The sequence below is a fragment of the Sporolactobacillus inulinus genome, from assembly GCF_006539285.1.
GTDB lineage: Bacteria > Bacillota > Bacilli > Bacillales > Sporolactobacillaceae > Sporolactobacillus > Sporolactobacillus inulinus.
Genome location: NZ_BJMS01000043.1, coordinates 1 through 18,034, shown reverse-complemented (window position 1 = coordinate 18,034; position 18,034 = coordinate 1). Strand labels below are relative to the sequence as shown.

Annotated in this window: 18 protein-coding genes and 1 riboswitch; of the genes, 14 read left to right on the top strand and 4 right to left on the bottom strand. The window is 42.8% G+C overall.

Annotated features, from left to right (window positions below; genetic code table 11):
* The first annotated feature begins 5 nt into the window (after positions 1-5).
* The 6 genes from flgL to SIN01_RS07685 all read left to right on the top strand — a co-directional run bounded on the left by flgL (position 6) and on the right by SIN01_RS07685 (position 4,193).
* Positions 6-899 carry a flagellar hook-associated protein FlgL gene (gene flgL / locus SIN01_RS07710; protein WP_010025277.1) on the top strand — a complete coding sequence of 298 codons (894 nt, stop codon included), beginning with the start codon at positions 6-8 and terminating at the stop codon, positions 897-899.
* A 27-nt stretch (positions 900-926) separates the two neighbouring features.
* Complete coding sequence (locus tag SIN01_RS07705) at positions 927-1,520, top strand: DUF6470 family protein (protein WP_010025278.1); 594 nt, start codon at positions 927-929, stop codon at positions 1,518-1,520.
* A complete protein-coding gene (gene fliW, locus SIN01_RS07700; protein ID WP_010025280.1) occupies positions 1,507-1,968 on the top strand; it encodes a flagellar assembly protein FliW in 462 nt (153 codons plus the stop codon). The genes SIN01_RS07705 and fliW overlap by 14 nt, the downstream gene beginning before the upstream one ends.
* 3 nt (positions 1,969-1,971) lie before the next feature.
* A complete protein-coding gene (gene csrA, locus SIN01_RS07695) occupies positions 1,972-2,211 on the top strand; it encodes a carbon storage regulator CsrA (RefSeq protein ID WP_010025282.1) in 240 nt (79 codons plus the stop codon).
* Positions 2,212-2,582: 371 nt separating this feature from the next.
* A riboswitch (cyclic di-GMP riboswitch) is annotated at positions 2,583-2,666 on the top strand.
* 73 nt (positions 2,667-2,739) lie between these two features.
* Positions 2,740-3,507: an EAL domain-containing protein gene (locus tag SIN01_RS07690; protein ID WP_010023516.1), complete on the top strand. Its 768-nt coding sequence runs from the start codon at positions 2,740-2,742 to the stop codon at positions 3,505-3,507.
* A 347-nt stretch (positions 3,508-3,854) separates the two neighbouring features.
* Positions 3,855-4,193: a hypothetical protein gene (locus SIN01_RS07685; protein ID WP_010023518.1), complete on the top strand. Its 339-nt coding sequence runs from the start codon at positions 3,855-3,857 to the stop codon at positions 4,191-4,193.
* A 124-nt stretch (positions 4,194-4,317) separates the two neighbouring features.
* On the opposite strand, the gene SIN01_RS07680 is transcribed toward SIN01_RS07685, so the two are convergent.
* Positions 4,318-5,067 (bottom strand): EcsC family protein, encoded by a 750-nt coding sequence (locus SIN01_RS07680; protein WP_010023520.1) that lies wholly within the window; start codon positions 5,065-5,067, stop codon positions 4,318-4,320.
* Between the two features lie 216 nt (positions 5,068-5,283).
* Here SIN01_RS07680 and SIN01_RS07675 point away from each other — a divergent pair, with 216 nt between their 5' ends.
* Entirely contained in the window at positions 5,284-6,873 is a 1,590-nt protein-coding gene (locus SIN01_RS07675; protein ID WP_047034816.1) for a hypothetical protein, read from the top strand.
* A 44-nt stretch (positions 6,874-6,917) separates the two neighbouring features.
* Here SIN01_RS07675 and SIN01_RS07670 read toward each other — a convergent pair whose 3' ends face one another.
* From SIN01_RS07670 to SIN01_RS07660, 3 genes are all read right to left on the bottom strand, one after another.
* On the bottom strand, positions 6,918-7,928 hold the full coding sequence (locus SIN01_RS07670) for a hypothetical protein (RefSeq protein WP_237760121.1): 1,011 nt from the start codon (positions 7,926-7,928) through the stop codon (positions 6,918-6,920).
* A gap of 224 nt (positions 7,929-8,152) precedes the next feature.
* Complete coding sequence (locus tag SIN01_RS07665; protein WP_010027189.1) at positions 8,153-9,763, bottom strand: DUF7309 domain-containing protein; 1,611 nt, start codon at positions 9,761-9,763, stop codon at positions 8,153-8,155.
* Between the two features lie 135 nt (positions 9,764-9,898).
* The gene (locus tag SIN01_RS07660; RefSeq protein WP_010027188.1) at positions 9,899-10,417 is read right to left on the bottom strand and encodes an IS1096 element passenger TnpR family protein; all 519 of its coding nucleotides are present in this window, start codon (positions 10,415-10,417) and stop codon (positions 9,899-9,901) included.
* A 319-nt stretch (positions 10,418-10,736) separates the two neighbouring features.
* Here SIN01_RS07660 and SIN01_RS07655 point away from each other — a divergent pair, with 319 nt between their 5' ends.
* The 7 genes from SIN01_RS07655 to SIN01_RS07630 form a co-directional block, all read left to right on the top strand.
* Positions 10,737-10,994, top strand: coding sequence for a DUF6429 family protein (locus tag SIN01_RS07655; RefSeq protein ID WP_010027186.1), 258 nt, complete (start codon positions 10,737-10,739; stop codon positions 10,992-10,994).
* A 456-nt stretch (positions 10,995-11,450) separates the two neighbouring features.
* Positions 11,451-11,666: an AlbA family DNA-binding domain-containing protein gene (locus SIN01_RS15395; protein WP_237760122.1), complete on the top strand. Its 216-nt coding sequence runs from the start codon at positions 11,451-11,453 to the stop codon at positions 11,664-11,666.
* 108 nt (positions 11,667-11,774) lie between these two features.
* Complete coding sequence (locus SIN01_RS07650) at positions 11,775-13,103, top strand: DUF8451 domain-containing protein (RefSeq protein WP_237760123.1); 1,329 nt, start codon at positions 11,775-11,777, stop codon at positions 13,101-13,103.
* Positions 13,104-13,657: 554 nt separating this feature from the next.
* Positions 13,658-14,410, top strand: coding sequence for a hypothetical protein (locus tag SIN01_RS07645; protein ID WP_010023757.1), 753 nt, complete (start codon positions 13,658-13,660; stop codon positions 14,408-14,410).
* On the top strand, positions 14,407-14,790 hold the full coding sequence (locus tag SIN01_RS07640; protein ID WP_010023758.1) for a hypothetical protein: 384 nt from the start codon (positions 14,407-14,409) through the stop codon (positions 14,788-14,790). Before SIN01_RS07645 ends, SIN01_RS07640 begins: the two co-directional genes overlap by 4 nt.
* A gap of 408 nt (positions 14,791-15,198) precedes the next feature.
* A complete protein-coding gene (locus SIN01_RS07635) occupies positions 15,199-16,854 on the top strand; it encodes an AI-2E family transporter (RefSeq protein WP_010023759.1) in 1,656 nt (551 codons plus the stop codon).
* Between the two features lie 11 nt (positions 16,855-16,865).
* On the top strand, positions 16,866-18,034 hold a 1,169-nt coding region (locus tag SIN01_RS07630), incomplete at its 3' end, for a hypothetical protein (RefSeq protein WP_141306032.1).

Sequence of the window (18,034 nt, the reverse complement as noted above, 5' to 3'; positions counted from 1 at the left end):
GAACCATGCGTGTGACACAAGGCATGATGACCAATCATGTGCTGCGAAATATCTCGAACGGCTACAGTAAGGTTTCAGAATACAATGACCAGCTGTCGTCCGGCAAAAAGATTACACGACCATCTCAAGATCCGGTCGTCGCCACGATGGGTATTTCCTACCGTACCGATGTCAGCCATGTCAATCAGTATCAGAAGAATGTCACCAACGCTTATAAATGGCTGGACAGTTCCGATGACGCACTGGGGCAAGTCAACGATGTTCTAAACCGAATCCGTGAGCTGACTAATGAAGCCAGTACGGATACGTACACCGCCGATCAGCGCAAGGCGATCGGTACCGAAGTCGATCAATTGACCAACCAGCTTGTCACGCTCGGCAACACGCAAGTTGGTGGCCAGTATATCTTCAGCGGCAGTGATTCGGCAAAGCCGCTTTTAACTGCAAATAGTGATGGAAGTATTAAGATCGATCAAACCGCTATAGATCACCCGGACTTCTCTGTTGCGGTCAATGACGGCATTCAAATGGCGATCAATGTGAATCCGAACCAAGTTTTTACGAGCGATCTTTTTGCAAATCTAAATCAGTTAAAGACCGATCTGAACAATGGAGCATCGGGTAATACAATCAGCGCGCACCTCACGGAAATCGACACGCATTTGGGTGAAGTGGGTACGGCTCAAGCAGATTTAGGTGCGAAAACGAATCGGATTGATTTGATTCAAAATCGCCTGAACGAGCAAAAGACGGTTGCAACGAAAATTATGTCCAACAATGAAGATGCAGATTACGCAGAAACCATCATTAATTTAAATACCCAACAGAATGTTTATAATGCTTCGCTGTCTGTTGGTGCGAAAATTATTCAAACATCGCTCGTTGATTTTCTGCGCTGATCGTTTGAATGAAAAAGAGGGATGAACATGACGAAGATTCTCCCACATCTTGAAATGCATCAGCAGTTTGGCAAGATCGCGATTCATTCCGAAAGGGCAAACCTCGCCCTTCATCAGTCGCCGGCCGAACAGTCGATTCAGCAGCCTAAAGCGAAAATGTCGCTCGAACGGACGCCAGCCCAAGTCACGATTGATCAATCCAATGGCTGGCATAATCTTGACCTGAAATCGGCTCGAGTTCGAATCGCGGAGGCGGCTGATGCCGGACGCCAAGCCGTACGTGACGGAATTATGCGCCGGGCACAAGAGGGAGACGAATTGCTGCACATTGAACGCAGCAAGGGCAAAAATTTGATTGCCAAACAAGCGGCAGATCATGCACATAACGCGGTGATCGGTACCCATTATCAAACCGGAAATACCCCAGCGTCCGAAGCTGTTCATTGTGAAGTTTCACCAGCACGCCTTCAGGTAGACTGGCAGACGCATGCACCGATCCTATCGGCAGTTCCGCACGCCCCGGAAGCCTCCTTTCAGCCGGGACAAGCCGTGACTTCGATGGCTCAGTACCCGTCGCTTGAGATTCAAGCCGTGGGAATTTTTGTTGATGAGAAAGGATGAACCATCTGCGATGATCATACAAACCAAGTATTTTGGCGAGTCAGAAGTTAATGATACCGACATAATCTCATTTGCATCCGGCATTCCTGGATTCGCTCAAGACAAACGCTTCATCCTGCAGTCGTTCAGTGAAGCATTTTCAATTCTGCAGTCGGTAGATGACGCGAAAGTTGCCTTCGTTGTGACGTCGCCTTTTCTCTTTTTTAAGGATTACAGCGTGGATCTACCCGATCATTTCATTAAGCAGCTTGACGTTCAATCGCAAGAGGATGTTGCGGTTTGGGCGATTGTCAGTGCAGCGAAACCATTCTCAAAATCAACCGTTAACCTGAAAGCGCCGGTTATTGTGAATGTACGAAAAAAGTTGGGGAAACAGTACATTCCTGAGCGCTCTCAATATGCACTAAAGACACCACTTGCAGCAGCGCTTAAAGAAGAGAAGGTGTGAGCGATGCTTATTCTAACCCGGAAGCAAGGCGAATCGATCCGAATCGGCGATGACATCGAAGTGAATATTGTTTCTGTTTCAGGTGACCAGGTCAAGCTTGGCATTACCGCGCCGCGATCGATTGACGTTAATCGCAGTGAAATCTATGAAGCCATTCTGAACGAGAACAGCAACGCCGTACACGGAGGACTCTCCGAAGATGTTCTGAATGCGATGAAGGCAATGAAAAAGAAGAAGCAGTAATCCAAACACGGGTGCGCCCGTGTTTTTTGCTGCGTATTTACATGCAAATTGCCGGTACGACAATAAGAGGCATGAAAGATGAGCTTCTGCTAAATTATAAAGGAACATTTGCTAAGGGTGTCCCATCCTGTGCACAACGTAGAAGACACGAAAGCGCGAGACGCCTGCGGGAACAGCGTGCCAGCGAGCAACCGAAGCGACGATTCAGCACCGAAAAGACACGAGCCCATCACAAATGGTTGAAGATTAAGGATCGGGTGTTTCATTTTCCGAGGTAATTGATAGAGAATTTTTTACAATAATGGGAACATTGGTTATTCCGTCTTGGAACAATAGTCCTAAAGTGATAAAATAAACAAAACACAATAGTATAATCGAAATGGCACACTTATTGAAAGATAAGGTCGCAAAGCCACGGGCCTAAGGCAATGAGCTAGGGTAGCCGGGCTGCCGAACGAAAAAATTCATGGTGTTGGTACCCCGCTGTCAATTTCGGCGCCGTTTTGAATCAAAAGAGGCGATGGAACGATGAGACTTTTTCAACTCCTTCAAGGTAAGAACTTTTCCCATCATTATCAACCGATTATCAAATTAAGCAATGGAGACATTGCCGGATTAGAAGCCTTGTTTCGTCCGCATTTTTTTCATTATCCGGAGCATGCATTTCAGCAGGCAAAGAAGAAAAATAAATTGTTTGAACTTGATGTATGCGCTTTGGATAAGGCAGTACGGACTTTTCGCCAAAGCAGGCTATTGCCGCCTGAAAAACTATTTATCGCTCTTTATCCGTCAACCATGATGAATCCACGATTCGTTCCAATACTTCTTCAGATCATCCATCACTACGCGATTCCCGCCAAACAACTTATTTTGGAAATTGTTGCGCATGAAACCATCGACACTATTTCTGAATTAAGAGCGGCCATACAACAATTGAAAAAAATGGGCTTTACGATCGCATTGGACGATATGGGAAAAGGCAGCGATAATATCTCCCGCACGATTGATCTGGCTGTCGATTATGTGAAGCTCGATATTGATCTTTCGAAGGGTTTAGCCCGGTCCGTTCAAAAACAAGCTTATGTACGTTTCCTTATCCGCTATTGCAAACGGTTTGATGTCAAACTGATCCTAAAGGGGATCGAGAACGAACGTGATTTACACTCTGCATGTTCACTTGGTGTTGTGTATGGCCAAGGTTCTGCAATACATAAGCCGCGTCCGATTAAGTTTTGGACGGAAGAGGTGGATCCAAATGGCGGAAAACCGCAACATTTTGCTTGGAATCGGGATTGAAACTGCTCCTCGATGCGGTCGGAATTATGCGGCTCTATAGTGAGGCAAGGGTCGCTCTAAACGGGCAAACACTTGGCTAAGAAGTTTCATTGTTTTTGACAGAAAACCGCCTTCGCGTTAAAATGAAACAAATCAAATGAATGTTGGCCGTGCTTTGCTCATAGAATTGAATTGTTCTTTTATTTTTCGAATTATTATAAATTGTAACAAATTTCCTCCTGACGTAATAATATGGACAAAACACATTTTTTTGAGATGAGGAAACGAATTTTCTGTCCTGTTTTCTTCAACATCGCTGCTCGCATTGACTGTTCCAATGAGTGAGAGAGAAAAGGAGGATGACAGCCATGATGAATCATCTAAATTGTGACAAAGTCGATGACTATTTGGATCTGCTGCTTTACGCCAAGAAAATTAAGGATGTGGAATGGCAGCAAGAGATTAAGAAGCATTTGCTTGCTTACCTTGAAGAATCGGAAGCACGCAAGCAGCAAAGAATAACCGATCTGCGTATAAAATTAAGCTATGTGAACCGCAGAATTCTGGTCTTGTATCAGCAATTGCGCAAACGCAATGTCGAACTCACCGAGAAGATCACCAATGAACTGTATGCGCTGAAGCAACGGCGGATGGAGTTGGAAGCAGAGATTGGTCAGATGCGGGAGCAGAATCGGCGCATTAGCTGAATGGTAGATGATTGAAAAGGCTCGCACCCTGCTTGGGGAGGCGAGCCTTTTTCTGATGTGCCTGATTTTAGACGAGCACCCGCGTTTTGCATCAACAGACCTTTAGGCATGAAACGAATCCTCGTCAGGTCGGAGGATGGAGCCGCTTCAATTCCTTGAGATCGCGTTTTAATGTCGCTGGAGCATCGATCAGTCCGAGGGCAAGCTCTTTTTGAAGCCTGCGCGCCATCGTTCTCATGGTCGCATAGGTGAGCCCGCCGGAAATGGCGCCGCCTAATACGGGTACGGCTTTGGATACACCGCGTGCAAAGGCACTCTTGCTGATCTTCTTACCGAAAAAGGCGGCGACTTTCTTAATCAGCGGATAATAGAGGGTTTGCTCAAGCGTCTTTTGCGGGATACGTTCAAGGACGCGCGTAGAGAGTTTTGATGATAAAACGCGCAGCATCGCTCCGGTTCCGCTGACGCCGAGCATAGAGCCCAAGTAGAGCAGCAGTGTTTCACGGCCTTTTTCTGTCGATGCATTCCATAGCTCTTCGCGACCGTAAAGATAGCCAAGCTCCTGAGCAAGGCGGAGCGCAACCGCGTAAAATTGCGTCGTATCTGCGGGAAGGGTTGCCGCAATCGCCAGTCCTCCAGGAATACCGGTGGCAAACGAGATCGCCGAGCTTCGCCAGGTTGCATTTTTAATCAGCAGCGCGGCTTGCCGATCAAGCTCAGCTCGGCCGAAGTAGCGCAGCGGTCCTTCGGCAAGCAAGCGTTCGATATCTTCGTTTGCAAACGTACGCTGAAAGAAATCGTTACGATTCACTTTTATTCCCGGTATTTTTAAGATCAAGTTGAGCAGTGAATGCGTCATTTTTGCGGTTTGCATCGCGTGTCGCTCCTTTCCTTTCACAGCTGTGTCCTTAAGTTTAACGCGCTTATTGCATACTGTTTCCTGCAACGCCATGTTTCATTTATTGTGGCCGAAAAGATTGGCAGATAAAATTCAAACCGCGGCGATCACGCGAATCTTGCGGTTAATTGGACGGCAAGCGGGTAAACTAACCGCAGAATACGGGACGAAGCGCGAAGGAAGAACAGATGAATGTCGGACGTTAAGAACTATACCCCGTACTGGCCGAGTACGATAATTTTCTGGGGTGCAGGAACAACACAGCCGCTCAACATCAAGACAACGAGCGAGCTTGGTCAAATCTTTCAAACGCTTGCGGAGCATAACAAGAATTTGCGCGCGGCAATTGATCAGACACTGCCGGAAGCCGAGGAGCAGGTGCGGCGTGAATTAGATGCTCTACTAAAGCTGATCAACTTTGAGGATCCGGACGGAGAACAAACGGCAATCGAAGTGCTCGGCATTCCAAAGGCACGTGCGCATCACCTGCAAATGTTCTATGACTGGAACGCCGTCAAACTGGTGATTGAGCGCTGTCCGAGAAATTCAGAGCATCGCTTTAGTCTTGACGACCTTTTTAATTTGCTGGATCTGCATATTTATGCGCGTCAAGGCATTGAAGTCGGGGAACGGTTTATCACGCTGGACCGGCTGATCGCTGCCAGACGCACGTTGTTGATGCTGACGCAGCTGATTCACGCCGTCGGTTATCAAAAGCTGCTGCATGATCAGAACTTGCGCCTGATGTATCAGCAATACCATCAATTTACGTTGCTCCTTGCTAAGCGTATGCACGAAGAAGGGCTGAGCCGCGCAGCAAAGGGGATTTCGCTCGATGATCGCGCTTTTTACTTGTTTAGTTATGCCGTGGTTTCAATGAATTGGGACCCGCTTTTGCTTTGGCTGATTTTTAACAGTCATAAGGAACAAAATATGGCAGCTGCCGAGAAAATCGGCAAATACGACGAACCGATGAAATTGTTTAACGATCTTGCTCATTTTATTGCGGTGCGTCAAGTTGACGGCGCAACGCCCGCTGCTTGGTTTCCGATGAACGAGACGGCCGTGCAGCAGCTCAATGACCTGCGCTATCCGACCGGACGGCGGGTTCGAATCGGAAAATTTTATTTTCCACATGGCTGTCACGGCTTTCGCAGATGCCCGAAATGCGGCAAACTGACCTTTTATTTAGGCGACGAATGGCGGATCGATTCGCCCTGCCTGTTTCCGCCACAAATTTTGCCGTCGCTGTCTCAGCAAAAACCGCGTTCACGCGAGGAGAAAAAGGCGCTTGAGGCGGGGATTTTTGATGCGGTTCAATGCACGTATTGCGGCACGATCACCGAGACGCATCATACGGCAATCGCGATGCAGTCGCAACTAAAACCTGAGCAGCCGTCATTCATTCAGGAAATTCAAAACGATATGCGTGTTGCCATCGAACATGCGCGCCATATTGTTTTTGCCGGCTATTCACTTCCGGACGATGATTTTATTGACCGAATCATGCTGTCGGCGCGGCGGAAAATGAATGGGGAACAGGTTAAGTGTTCGATCATTAATTTTGATCCACATGCAAAAGAGGGGTGGATGTACGGCCAGGCGCTACACGCGTTCTGCAGCGCGCACCCCAACGCCAGTTTAGCCAGCACGTGCAGCCGGGTTGCCGCTATTTTTGGAGAAGAAAATATTCGCGGCTACGGTGCCGGGTTTCCGCAAGTGTTTCTGAAAAACGGTCGTGCCGATCCGCAAAAAGTTGCTGAGATGCTGCGGGTGTGGTGAATGATGGAAAAGAGTTTATATGATTGCGCGTGCTGCTGAAGCTTTTACCGGCGAATAAACTTCTGAACGACCTGCGCGATCACCTGCATCTCTGCCTGCCCGTAGCGTTGATCAATGGGCAACGCAGCCAAATTTTCAGCTAAGTGATGTTCGAAACGATCGGCGGGAATGCGCGATGCAGTTTCTTCCCAGAAGTCATCCGTATAAATGCCCTGTTCGATCAAAACCTGCTTCAATTGACTGCCGCGGTCAATCAAAAACGGATAGCACAGCGGTCCGTTGACGTCACGAAAATCAGCCTGTAACTGATTGTATTTTCCAATGTGTTCATGCAGGAAACGAAAATTTGCATTTCTGACTGTACGTACGCGCGCATAATCGATGCTCGACAGGATGCGCTGCGTTGCGCGTGCCATCGCATGCAGCCCGCATGTGTCCAGATAATGCTCATTTTGCTGGAACAGCGGTTCCGCAGAAACACTGCCCAAATCCATCTGCTTCAAGAGCGCATCGAATCGGTAATAAGATGGATCACGTTCTAGCTCAATCCGCTCTTTTGCATCGGTATATAAATAACCGCCGTCCGGCACACCAAAGAACTTGCGGGCGGAGTACAGCGTGTCCGCATGCGCAAGTGGCCGCTCAAAAAACGCCTGCGTATTGTCGATGATGACCCGGTCGCTTTTAAGGCAGACATCACGTACGTTTCTGCCGTTCACACCAAAATAGTTTACATAATAGAGGCATGTGTCCGGCTCCAAATCCAGATCAAGCACCGGTGCAAACCGCGCGTCAATGGGGTAGAAAATAGGCGTCACGCCCAGCCGTTTGATCGGCTGCAGGACGCTGTCGCAAAGATAGGCAGGCAAATATATTTTTTTATAATGGCGCACGCGCAGCACATACTCGAGCGCATAACGCGCGCTGTTGAGATGCACTGCCTGCTGGTGGTATTCCGATTTATTCGGCAGTTCAAGTGAGAAAAAGCCGCCGATGATTTTGGACTGCTTCGTCATGACAATCACCTGTAAAATGGAAATGTGTTGGTCCATCATTATAAGAAAAACCAAGTGTGCTTGGTCCTTAACTCTCTCTGTGTACGCTCCGATTGCTCGCTTGCCGCGGGCGCACCACGAGCCTCTTCGTAAACACAATATCTGCGTACTCAAAAAGGGTGTCTTAAAGTTAAAAACGGAGTTTAACGACACCCTTTTCTTAGTAAGTAATCGGCTGAAATTGTACGCGGGACCATCAAAACAAGCACTACACACCTTTACGACTAACGGTTCATTGCCGCAAACATAGCTTCTCTCGTTTCGCTGAGTTTCGGTAGTTCAGCGGATTTGCTGCAGGTAATGCCTAGTTTCCGGCACAGCGAACCGAGCGCGTAGTAAAGATCTTGATTCGAGATGAGGATCCCGCTCGGGCGCTGTCCTGTCTCTTGAATCAGCGTGACGAGAAATTGCTGAGCAGTGCGCGTAAAGTCCTCAGCGGTTAAGCATTGATCCGGCGACGCTAAATCGTGGAGCAAGACTTGCCCTGTAAAGTGATCAACCGCAAGCTGTAGCCAAGGAAGCGTTGGTCTTGGATCATCATTTGTTGATGCAATCGAAAAGGGCGTGAAGTTCCCGTCCATTTCGACCCAGGATTTGTTCTGCCGCGCCTTTTTCTTCAAGCGCTGAAGATCAACCTGGTTGGGGTAGAGCGGTGCATCTTGTTTTAACAAAGCGCCGTCCATTTCCGCGTTTGGTTCAATCTGTTCTTCTTCCCATGATTCCGTTCCGGATGCGTCTCGTCCATATTTTCTAAGCAGAAGTGCGCCCTCTTGATAAAAAGGAACGTCATCCGCCTCCTTTTGATTGTCCACAGCGATCGCCGTCACTTTACGAATGAGTTCCGTGAACTGCGTGATTTCCCCGCCTTGAGGAATCCATGCTTGGTAACCGGGCGACTTAACACGCAGCATTGGCCAACAATTGCGTGCCTCAAGATCGGCGCCGAATTCATCGAGCAGCAACCGATCCTCATCTGGAAACGTCCCATATCGGCACAGCGACAGGCTGAAGAGTTGTGCGGGCACTGTTTCGGGGGCGCGCATCGTGCCGCTGAACATTTGCTCGAGCATTGCCAAGCCCTGATCGCCGACATAGACCGCAAGTCCGAACTCATCGGCATTTGCGCCAAGCACGGAACAATAGTAACGCCGCAAATCGTCGGGCAGCTCAAACGCAAAAATCTGATCTGAATTTAACCAGTGCCACGGTTCATGTGCGGCATACATTTCTACAGCATCAAGAAGCATGCGCCAAGCGCTCTGCCATTCGGATTTAATCGAAAAAGGCAGCGGTTTCTGTTCTTGACGCCTCCTGTAACTGCTTAATAATTCATTGACTTCGTTCACCGCATCATGCTGATCCAGAATCGGTTCCCTATCGGAATCATCCGTGATGAGCTGATCATTTAAAAAAGTGATCATCCCTTTACCGCACTTAACGCAGCAAGGCAAGCGATCATCCACCGGACTTTTTAAAGGTTCGAGTAAAATCTCGATATGCTCCGGTCGATCGAGAAGAAAACAGCGCCCCTTATCTCCGGGTTCAATTAGGTAATCGGAAACGAATGATGTATCCTCGTCGAAAATACCGGAATTAGGTCCATGCAGCGGATCCTCTTCCTGATCAAAATCGACAAATGCAACCGAAACTTTTTCAGAATCAACGGAATAGCCGAGGCGTTTCGGCAGCTCAATGATTGCGTCTTCATAGAGATAACTGATGGCGTCATTGATGTACGCATGCAGCTCGCCGACTGTAACCATACTGTCTGCTTGAAGCCGCATCCAAACCGGCGGCTTACTGCCCTTTATCGAAATTTTTAATTGTATGTTCATCGCCAGACCTCCGGTAAATAAATCGATCAATTGGCTAAATTTTTGCCAATAAAAAAAACGGTTTCCAATTCTATTATAAAAGAAACCGGCAAATTTAGACAGGGTGGCGAGAGAGGACGAGTCAACGCTGCGGCTTTAAAGGTCAAGAAACGGATTTAATCCGTCCTCGTGTAAGTGTGCGTTTATACTCGCGGTGAGTTCGGACCGCGAGCGTATCGGCTCATCGACTTGAACAAGATCTTTTTCATAGGGATCATAAACCCATGGCTTATGATACGCAATGTAGGAACCGAGATGCTTAGAAACCGTGGTACACATTGGGTATTTAATCCCTTTTTGCGGAGGAATAATCTGTTCAACGAAAAGATTAAACTTCATAGTTTGCAGTGTATCTTGATAGAAAAGCCGTCCCATGAGTCCGCGCGAATTGGAAAAGCAATCGGAAAAGCGACACTGATGCTCGCATTGCAGCAGCGAGCGGTCGGGCGCATCAGCAGGAGAAAGCACAAAGTGATGTGCCCCTTGAGCAGACAAATCAAACGCATAGCAAATCGCATCATATAACGTTGCAAAGGTTACGGTTTCATCCAATTGCAGCCGTATCCACAGCAGCTGGTCGTACTCCTTTAAAACAATTTTTAATTGATAAATCATGCATGATCACAGGCTTTCTTCAAAATTAATCAATGCTTATGGATCGTAATCGCATCGTATCGAGATCAACCAGCTTTGTCAAAAAAGAGTAGATCATTCATTTACATGATTGATCCTAGGTAAACATTCGCTTTTTTCTGGTCGAACGTGCCCGCTACTGACCATTAACTAATCGATACATGCGCGTTGAACTTAAGCCAGCAAACGTATTTTGCGACCGATGAAGCAGATTGCACCATTGAAGGTATAGAATGAATAGAGTAATCAGCAACATGAATAAGCGATACGGATCGAACAAAATCAAAAGGGAGCGTCGGACATGAGCAATGATCCTGAAAAACACCTAGTAAAGGACTTAACACTGATGTTGCTGTATTTGACTTCATGGGAAGAGCGCGACTATGGTTACAGCTATCGAAGAAGCTGGAAGGGCTATGACTTCGACACACTGAATGAACTCGCAAAAGAGGAACTGCTCAGCGGCAGTCACAAAGCGAAATCCGTTTACCTTTCGGAAGAAGGAACAGAATTGGCAAAAAAACTACTGAAAAACTATCGAATAAGCGATCAAGAATAGCGATCAGATCGTTCAAATGACAATTGCTAAACTTTCTGAAGCACTTAAATATATGGAAATACTCGTTCTTGTTAAAGCGGCACGGTTATCTATCCATACTCTTAGGAGGCTGTTCCATTTTGGATAATGACCAACAATCAGATTCAGCAACAAAAAAAGAACAAAAAAATGAATTCATCAGTGTACAATAGTACACCGGCCAAGGCTGTCTATAAAACTATCCTAACTCCATTACATCAAGGATTGTTTAGGGTTTTACTCTGCGAAAGTTGAGTTAGTAATAAAATAAGTTATAATAAAAAGAAAAAAATACTGGAAATGTTGATTTAAAGCCTTTTTTTATTACTTAATTCATATTGCATTAGAAATAAAAAGTAATAAAAAGCTGATGAATAGATGAATTTTGTTCTTGTGAGAAGTAATCATTCAAAAAGAATCAGTTGGGAGCGGAATGATTTGGATTTAAAAAGAATATTGCAACATCTGATTTCTTTACCTTCCGAAAATGAATGGTTTGAATTTAAAGAGGCAAAGAAAGATTACACATTCGATAAAATTGGTCAGTACTTTTCTGCACTCAGTAACGAAGCCAATCTAAAAGCACAATCTAAAGGGTGGTTGGTATTTGGTGTAGTGGATAAAACGAGAGAGATCATAGGAACACATTATTGAGAAAATCGTGCGCAGCTTGATCAATTAAAGTTAGAAATTGCAAATCGGACCAATGGGCTGACTTTTAACGAAATTCATGAATTGGAAGTAGAGGGCAAGAGAGTGATCATGTTTGAAATTCCTGCAGCTCTTAAAGGAATTCCAACTTCTTGGAATGGTCACTTTTTTGGTAGAGATGGAGAATCTTTAGGTCCCTTAAAATTAAATGAAATTGATTTAATTAGGGGTGAAGCGAGAAATCATGACTGGTCAGCAGAGATTTGCCCTGAAGCAACGATTAATGATTTAGATAAAAAGGCAATTGAAAAAGCAAGAGACGAATATAAAAAGAAGCATCCAGATCTTCAAAGTGAAGTTGATCAATGGGATGATATTGTCTTTCTCAATAAAGCTAAAGTAACGATAAAAGGCAACATAACCAATGCGGCAATAATTTTGCTTGGAAAGCCTGAGTCAGAGGCATTTCTATTACCATCTATAGCAAAAATGAGTTGGATCTTAAGAAATGATCAGAACATTGGACAGGATTATGAGCATTTTGGTCCTCCGTTTTTATTAAATACCAGTCGGTTATTTGGTAAAATACGTAATTTGAAGATTAGACAAATGCCAGGGCAAAGTTTATTTCCACTTGAAATAGACAAGTATGACTCCTATGTTATTCGAGAGGCCTTGCATAACTGTATCGCTCATCAGGATTATGAATTATGCGGACGAATTAATGTTGTTGAATACCCTGATGAATTACTTTTTACAAATTTGGGCAGATTTATACCTAAAACTGTGGAGAATGTAATTAAGCAAGATGCTCCACAGGAATTCTATAGGAATCCATGGCTAGCCAGTGCAATGGTAAATTTAAATATGATCGATACGATAGGCAGTGGCATTAAGAAAATGTTTTTACAACAGAAGAGTAGATTTCTTCCGTTGCCCGAGTATGATTTGAATGAACATGAAAAAGTGAAAGTAACCATTTTTGGGAAAATATTGGATGCCAATTATACAAATGTCTTGATTAATCGATCTGATCTTGATCTATCTATGGTTATGGCACTTGATCGGATACAAAAAAAACAGATGGTTGATAAGGATATAGTAAATGAGCTACGAAAGAAACACCTAGTTGAAGGAAGATATCCAAACGTATATGTATCATCACGAATCGCAAAATTAACCGATGATAAGTCATCATATATAAAGAATCGTGCTTTTGATAACCAACACTACAAGAGATTGATCCTGTCATTCATTGAAGAATACGGCTCGGCATCAAGACAGGATATCAATGATTTATTAATGGATAAAGTTTCTGACGCATTAAGTGAAAAACAAAAACTTAGTAAAATCAATAATCTTATATATGAGATGTCGCGTAAAGATAACACGATAAGCAATACAGGATCCAAAAGGAAGTCAAGATGGGAAAAGCTATAATAAAAAATCAATAAACAAGACCATTGCTGTCGATTTTGTGTGTCTATAGGAATTTACACAGCCACTCCGTATTCTGTTTGTTGAAAACGGTAGTGGCTATATATTTTTTAACACATCAAAACATTGAAAGTACTTATAATAAACGCCATGAATTTTTGAAGATATATTTTTAAGCTTAGTAGGACGAAACAGCAAGTAAAATCCATTGTTTCGGTTGCGCGATCAGCCCCTGAAAAACAATAAGAACTAAAATCAGCATCAGCAGTAAAGCCAGCTATACAGCTTTCCGTTTATGATCCCCCATTTTTAATGATCCAGAAGCAAACAAATACTCCATTCAAAATTAAACCCATGCCGTGTGATGCCTGAGGTAGGAATGTCAACAAGGCTCAAGCACAACAACGTAAAGATATATCTTCATACGGGTCACCATCTATGTTCTTTAAATACAGGTACTTTGCAGGATAAAATCCTATTTTTTGTAAAAAAGAAGGAAAAAAGTCGCTATATGGAGAATGTTAGGATAAACCATCTCCTACGAAAGTAGTGATCTAATGACCATTGCCGAGCTTCATGGAAAACTGCCCACATTAGAAGCCAAGGAAGACCTGCTGACTTCGGACGTTTTCTCCACTTTTCGTTACCTACCTGTCAATCGAGCACTCATTCCATTTCTCAGAAAAGCAATCAATACCCGGTCCGGACAACCCATCAGCAATGTTTTTACGGATTGTCTGACGGCGGACTATGTCTTCTGGCCGAAAACCACGCGCTACAAACGCGAGCCGGATGTGCTGATCCTAATCACGCGCAAGACCAAGGCGCCAATCGCCACTATTATTGAAGCAAAATTTTACAGTGGACGGAGTGACGCCAATCGTACGCAATCAAAGCAGGAGTTCAAGGCATATGATGGCGATCAATTGGCCGAGCAATACGTCGATCTGATGAAAAACGAGATGGATCTCAACAAGCAGCAGAAGCAAATGCTGCACGAATCCGACCATCGTTTTCTCCTGTTTGTTACCGCGCATGATGCGCTGCCGAGAAAAATAACCGACGACTCACTTAATAAGTTGCTCAAGCATGATCCTAATACGCATTCACTTTACTGGATTAACTGGCAAGCTGCTTTCGATGTCGCTAAAGAGACACTTGAAACTCAAATTCTCGATGACGGACAACGCTTCCTGCTTGAAGATCTACGCGATTTACTGCAGCGCAAAGGACTTACATCATTTCAAGGCTTCCATTCACCAGCCAAATTGATTCAGCCGAAACACTACTTCTGGAGGGGTACGCAATGAGCATTGGAGAAGAAATGAAACACGTCTACGACGAGATGGTCAAAATCTACACAGAAGTGGGAAAACTCATCTCAGTCATCGAAGGTGAATTCAATAGAAAAGGCTGGACAGCAGTGGGCGACCATGGAGTCACCTGGGACCGCTCATCTAGTTATGAGTCTCCGGAATTCTGGCTGCCTTACTTCATGCAGCGCGTTTACACCAAAAGCAGCAATCAAAAAGGCGTCGCATTCAACATCCTCTTTGACGGCCTCGACGAAGATCATCAAATTACCTATCCGATTCTGTCATGCGCCGTGGCGGAGCGAAAAGATGGAGAGCGAGAATCTTACAAATTACTAATTGATCATTTCAAGGGAATGACGGAATCCTCCTATTGAAAGTATGGGGGATGGCTAAAGAAAGACGTGACAGAAAGTGCAGTTGCATCATACATAGATCCGATACTTATTCACACAAAGGATATGCAGAGCAGATAGGAAAGAGCAAATTGAAATTTTATTGAATGGATTATTGCTTTGGCTATTTTCTACAAATAATAAAAAAATCTATATAAAAATACTTTAAGCCTATTATTCAGAACCCGATAAACTTATTGTACTAGTTCATATATCCTGATTTGGAATTCTATTGCTATAAATCTTGTTGCTTAGAGGGAGCTAAATAATCATATGGAACAATTCAATGCATATTTGCAGTCAGAGGGGGAAGTTGGCGTGTTAGATGTCTCAAGTTGATAGATTCTTTATTGCATAATCTAATGTCTGAATGAATGAGAGGGATAATCCATGATTTCGAACACCGCAAATCAAAACATCGAACTTGATAAAATAGAAGCTGACTTTGATTTTGAAGAAATTGAAGGTTCTTTATCGAAACGTCTCGAAGAAAGTTTTTCTGATTTGAATCTATTGGAGGCAGATAGAGAAAAAATCTCTGATCCGGACTCATTAGGTAAAACAGTCCTTGATGAAATTTGGAAACAGTTCGGAAATCAAATTGGTCTCGACATGACTAATGAGTCATTAATCCAAAAATACGATAGAGAACATCCTGAGCCGTATAAGGATAATATTGATAAAAAGGTTATGCAAGATAAACGATATATAGAAGCAAATAAGACCATGAAGGAACAACAACAAGCTGGAAAATTGAAGGACGCATACACAGGAAGAGACTTAAAATCTGGGGAGAAAGCTAATTTAGATCATGTTGTATCAAAAAAAGAATTATATGATAACCAACGAAGAAAGCAGGCCAATTTAAGTGTGGCCGATCTTGCAAATAAGCAAGAGAATTTAAAACCTACCAATGAATCGTTAAACAAGAGTAAAGGTGCCAAAAGTATTAAAAAATATGTTGAAACGCGTGAAACTAGAGAAAAAACACTTATTACACAAAATGAAAGAGCAAGTAAGAAGGTTATGGAATCTAATAAATCTGAGACTGAAAAACGTTGGCAAATAGAAAAAAATAACAAACTATTAAATGACAAACTCGCCGCGGATGATGATTTGATGATGAAAGCCGATAAGGAAGCAAGAAAAGCAATTAATAGAGATATTCATATTAATGCGGCGAAAGAAGTTGGGAAAAAGGTCGGAAAAGATACTTTAAAGACAATGGCTATTTCAGCATTATTTACGTTGCTCAAAGAAATCATAAACGGTTTAGTTCGTTTTATTAAAACGAAGGCTAAGTCGTTTAATGGATTCTTAACTGAAATGAGAGAATCGGTAAAATCATTCTTTTCAAAAATTCTAAGCGTTGTCCAAAACGGTGTATCAACGTTGATTGGTACTATTTTGTCTGAAATATTTGGACCAATTGTCAGCGCATTCAAGAAACTTTCAAGCTTAATCAAGCAAGGTGTTTCATCGGTTATTGATGCTGTAAATTTTTTGCAGAGTAATAAGAATAAACCATTGGCGGTCAAAGTTGCACAAGTTGGCAAAATTATTACAGCTGGCTTAGTCGGTGGTAGTGCAATTTTCTTAGGAGAAGTGTTCGAAAAATTTTTATTATCTGTTCCAGGGATGCAAATTCAGATTCCCATGATTGGTACGTTAGCAAATATGATTGGATTATTTCTCTCAAGTTTAGTTTCGGGATTAATTGGTTCAATTATTCTAAATATTATTGATAAATTCATCGCCAAAAAGTTAAAAGAAGAAAGTGACCGAAAAATAATTGATAAGAAAAACGAGACTATGAATCTTCAACAAGCACAACGATTTATAGCTGAAAACCATGTGGTTGCAACAAAAGACAATGCTATGAGAGAAATTGCTGAAAACCACACATTAGCAAAAGAACTCATACAGCAGTCGCTTGCAGAAATATTCGATGATAGTAAAACAGAAAGTAAACAGAATGCTGATACAATCAGTGAAAATCAACGTGATTTAGCACAAATGCAGAAAGATTTAGAAGACTTAATTTAAGGTGATGAAAGATGCTGAATAAAATTGAAAACAAGGAAGAGCAAAATGTCAATAGTATACATAGTGAAATAATAACTACCAGAGCTGATGAATTCAATCGAAAGAAAAATGAATTGAAGATATTTGGTGGAAATTTACCTGATGAAGCAAAGCTACCTAGTGTCCCCACTACTGGTGGAATGTTCGATTTGTTTGATTATAAAGTGACTGGAACTGACTTGAATAAGCTTACTAAGGGCATTCAAGATAAAATGATTGAGCAAAATCGGATTCTTGTAAGGAATATTCAAGAGTTCAATACAATTTACGATACCTTTTCTGCACTAGATAAAGAATACATTCAAGGAATTTTAGTTTCACTTAAGGCTGCTAGAGAAGCTAATGCAAAAGCACTTAAGGGAGTTGCGGGTGTTCAAACGAATCAGAACGAGATTAATCATATTATTAATCAACAGAAACAAGTAATAGAAGTTCTGAAAAAATTCAAACAAAAGATTGAAAAGATAGAACATTTGGCAGATATTGATAAAATTTTTGCTGATTTTTATATAATTCAAAGTAGTGTTGAAGCGATAGAAACTAGCGTATCATCAAAGGTTAAAATTCAGGAAGAAACAATATCAAACATTAATACCGAAATGAAATCGTTGCACTTATTATATTCAAGACTCGATGGGAAAATAGATAATCAAAATGAGCTGCAAGATAAACAGTTCGATGATGTGAACCAAATAATTTCAAAGCACGCTGACAGTATAAGTAGTGCTGAAGCAGTTATTGAAGATAACAAAGCAAAAATTCTTGAACTTACTGACAAAGTAACAATTAATGGAGAAAAAGTGACCTCTCTAGCTAAGGCGGTAGATGATACTAAGAAAACTATTAGTGAAGTTGTGGCAAAAGTTCTCTCTGATGTGGATAAAAAAATTGATTCAACAAATATTAAAATTGCCAAAAATATGACGAGAGTTGAGGGGAGACTTAATAATCTCCATCTTGAAATAGAAAAGCATTCAGGAAGTTTGACTGAACGAGTTGATTCAAAATTGTTGGCAGCCAAAAAAGAAATTACTGTTCTTAGTCAACAGGTAAAGAATCTATCTAAAAGTTTAAAAACTACAAGGATTATTTCATTGATTAATATTATTATAGTATGTGTTCTGATGATTTTGATTGTAAG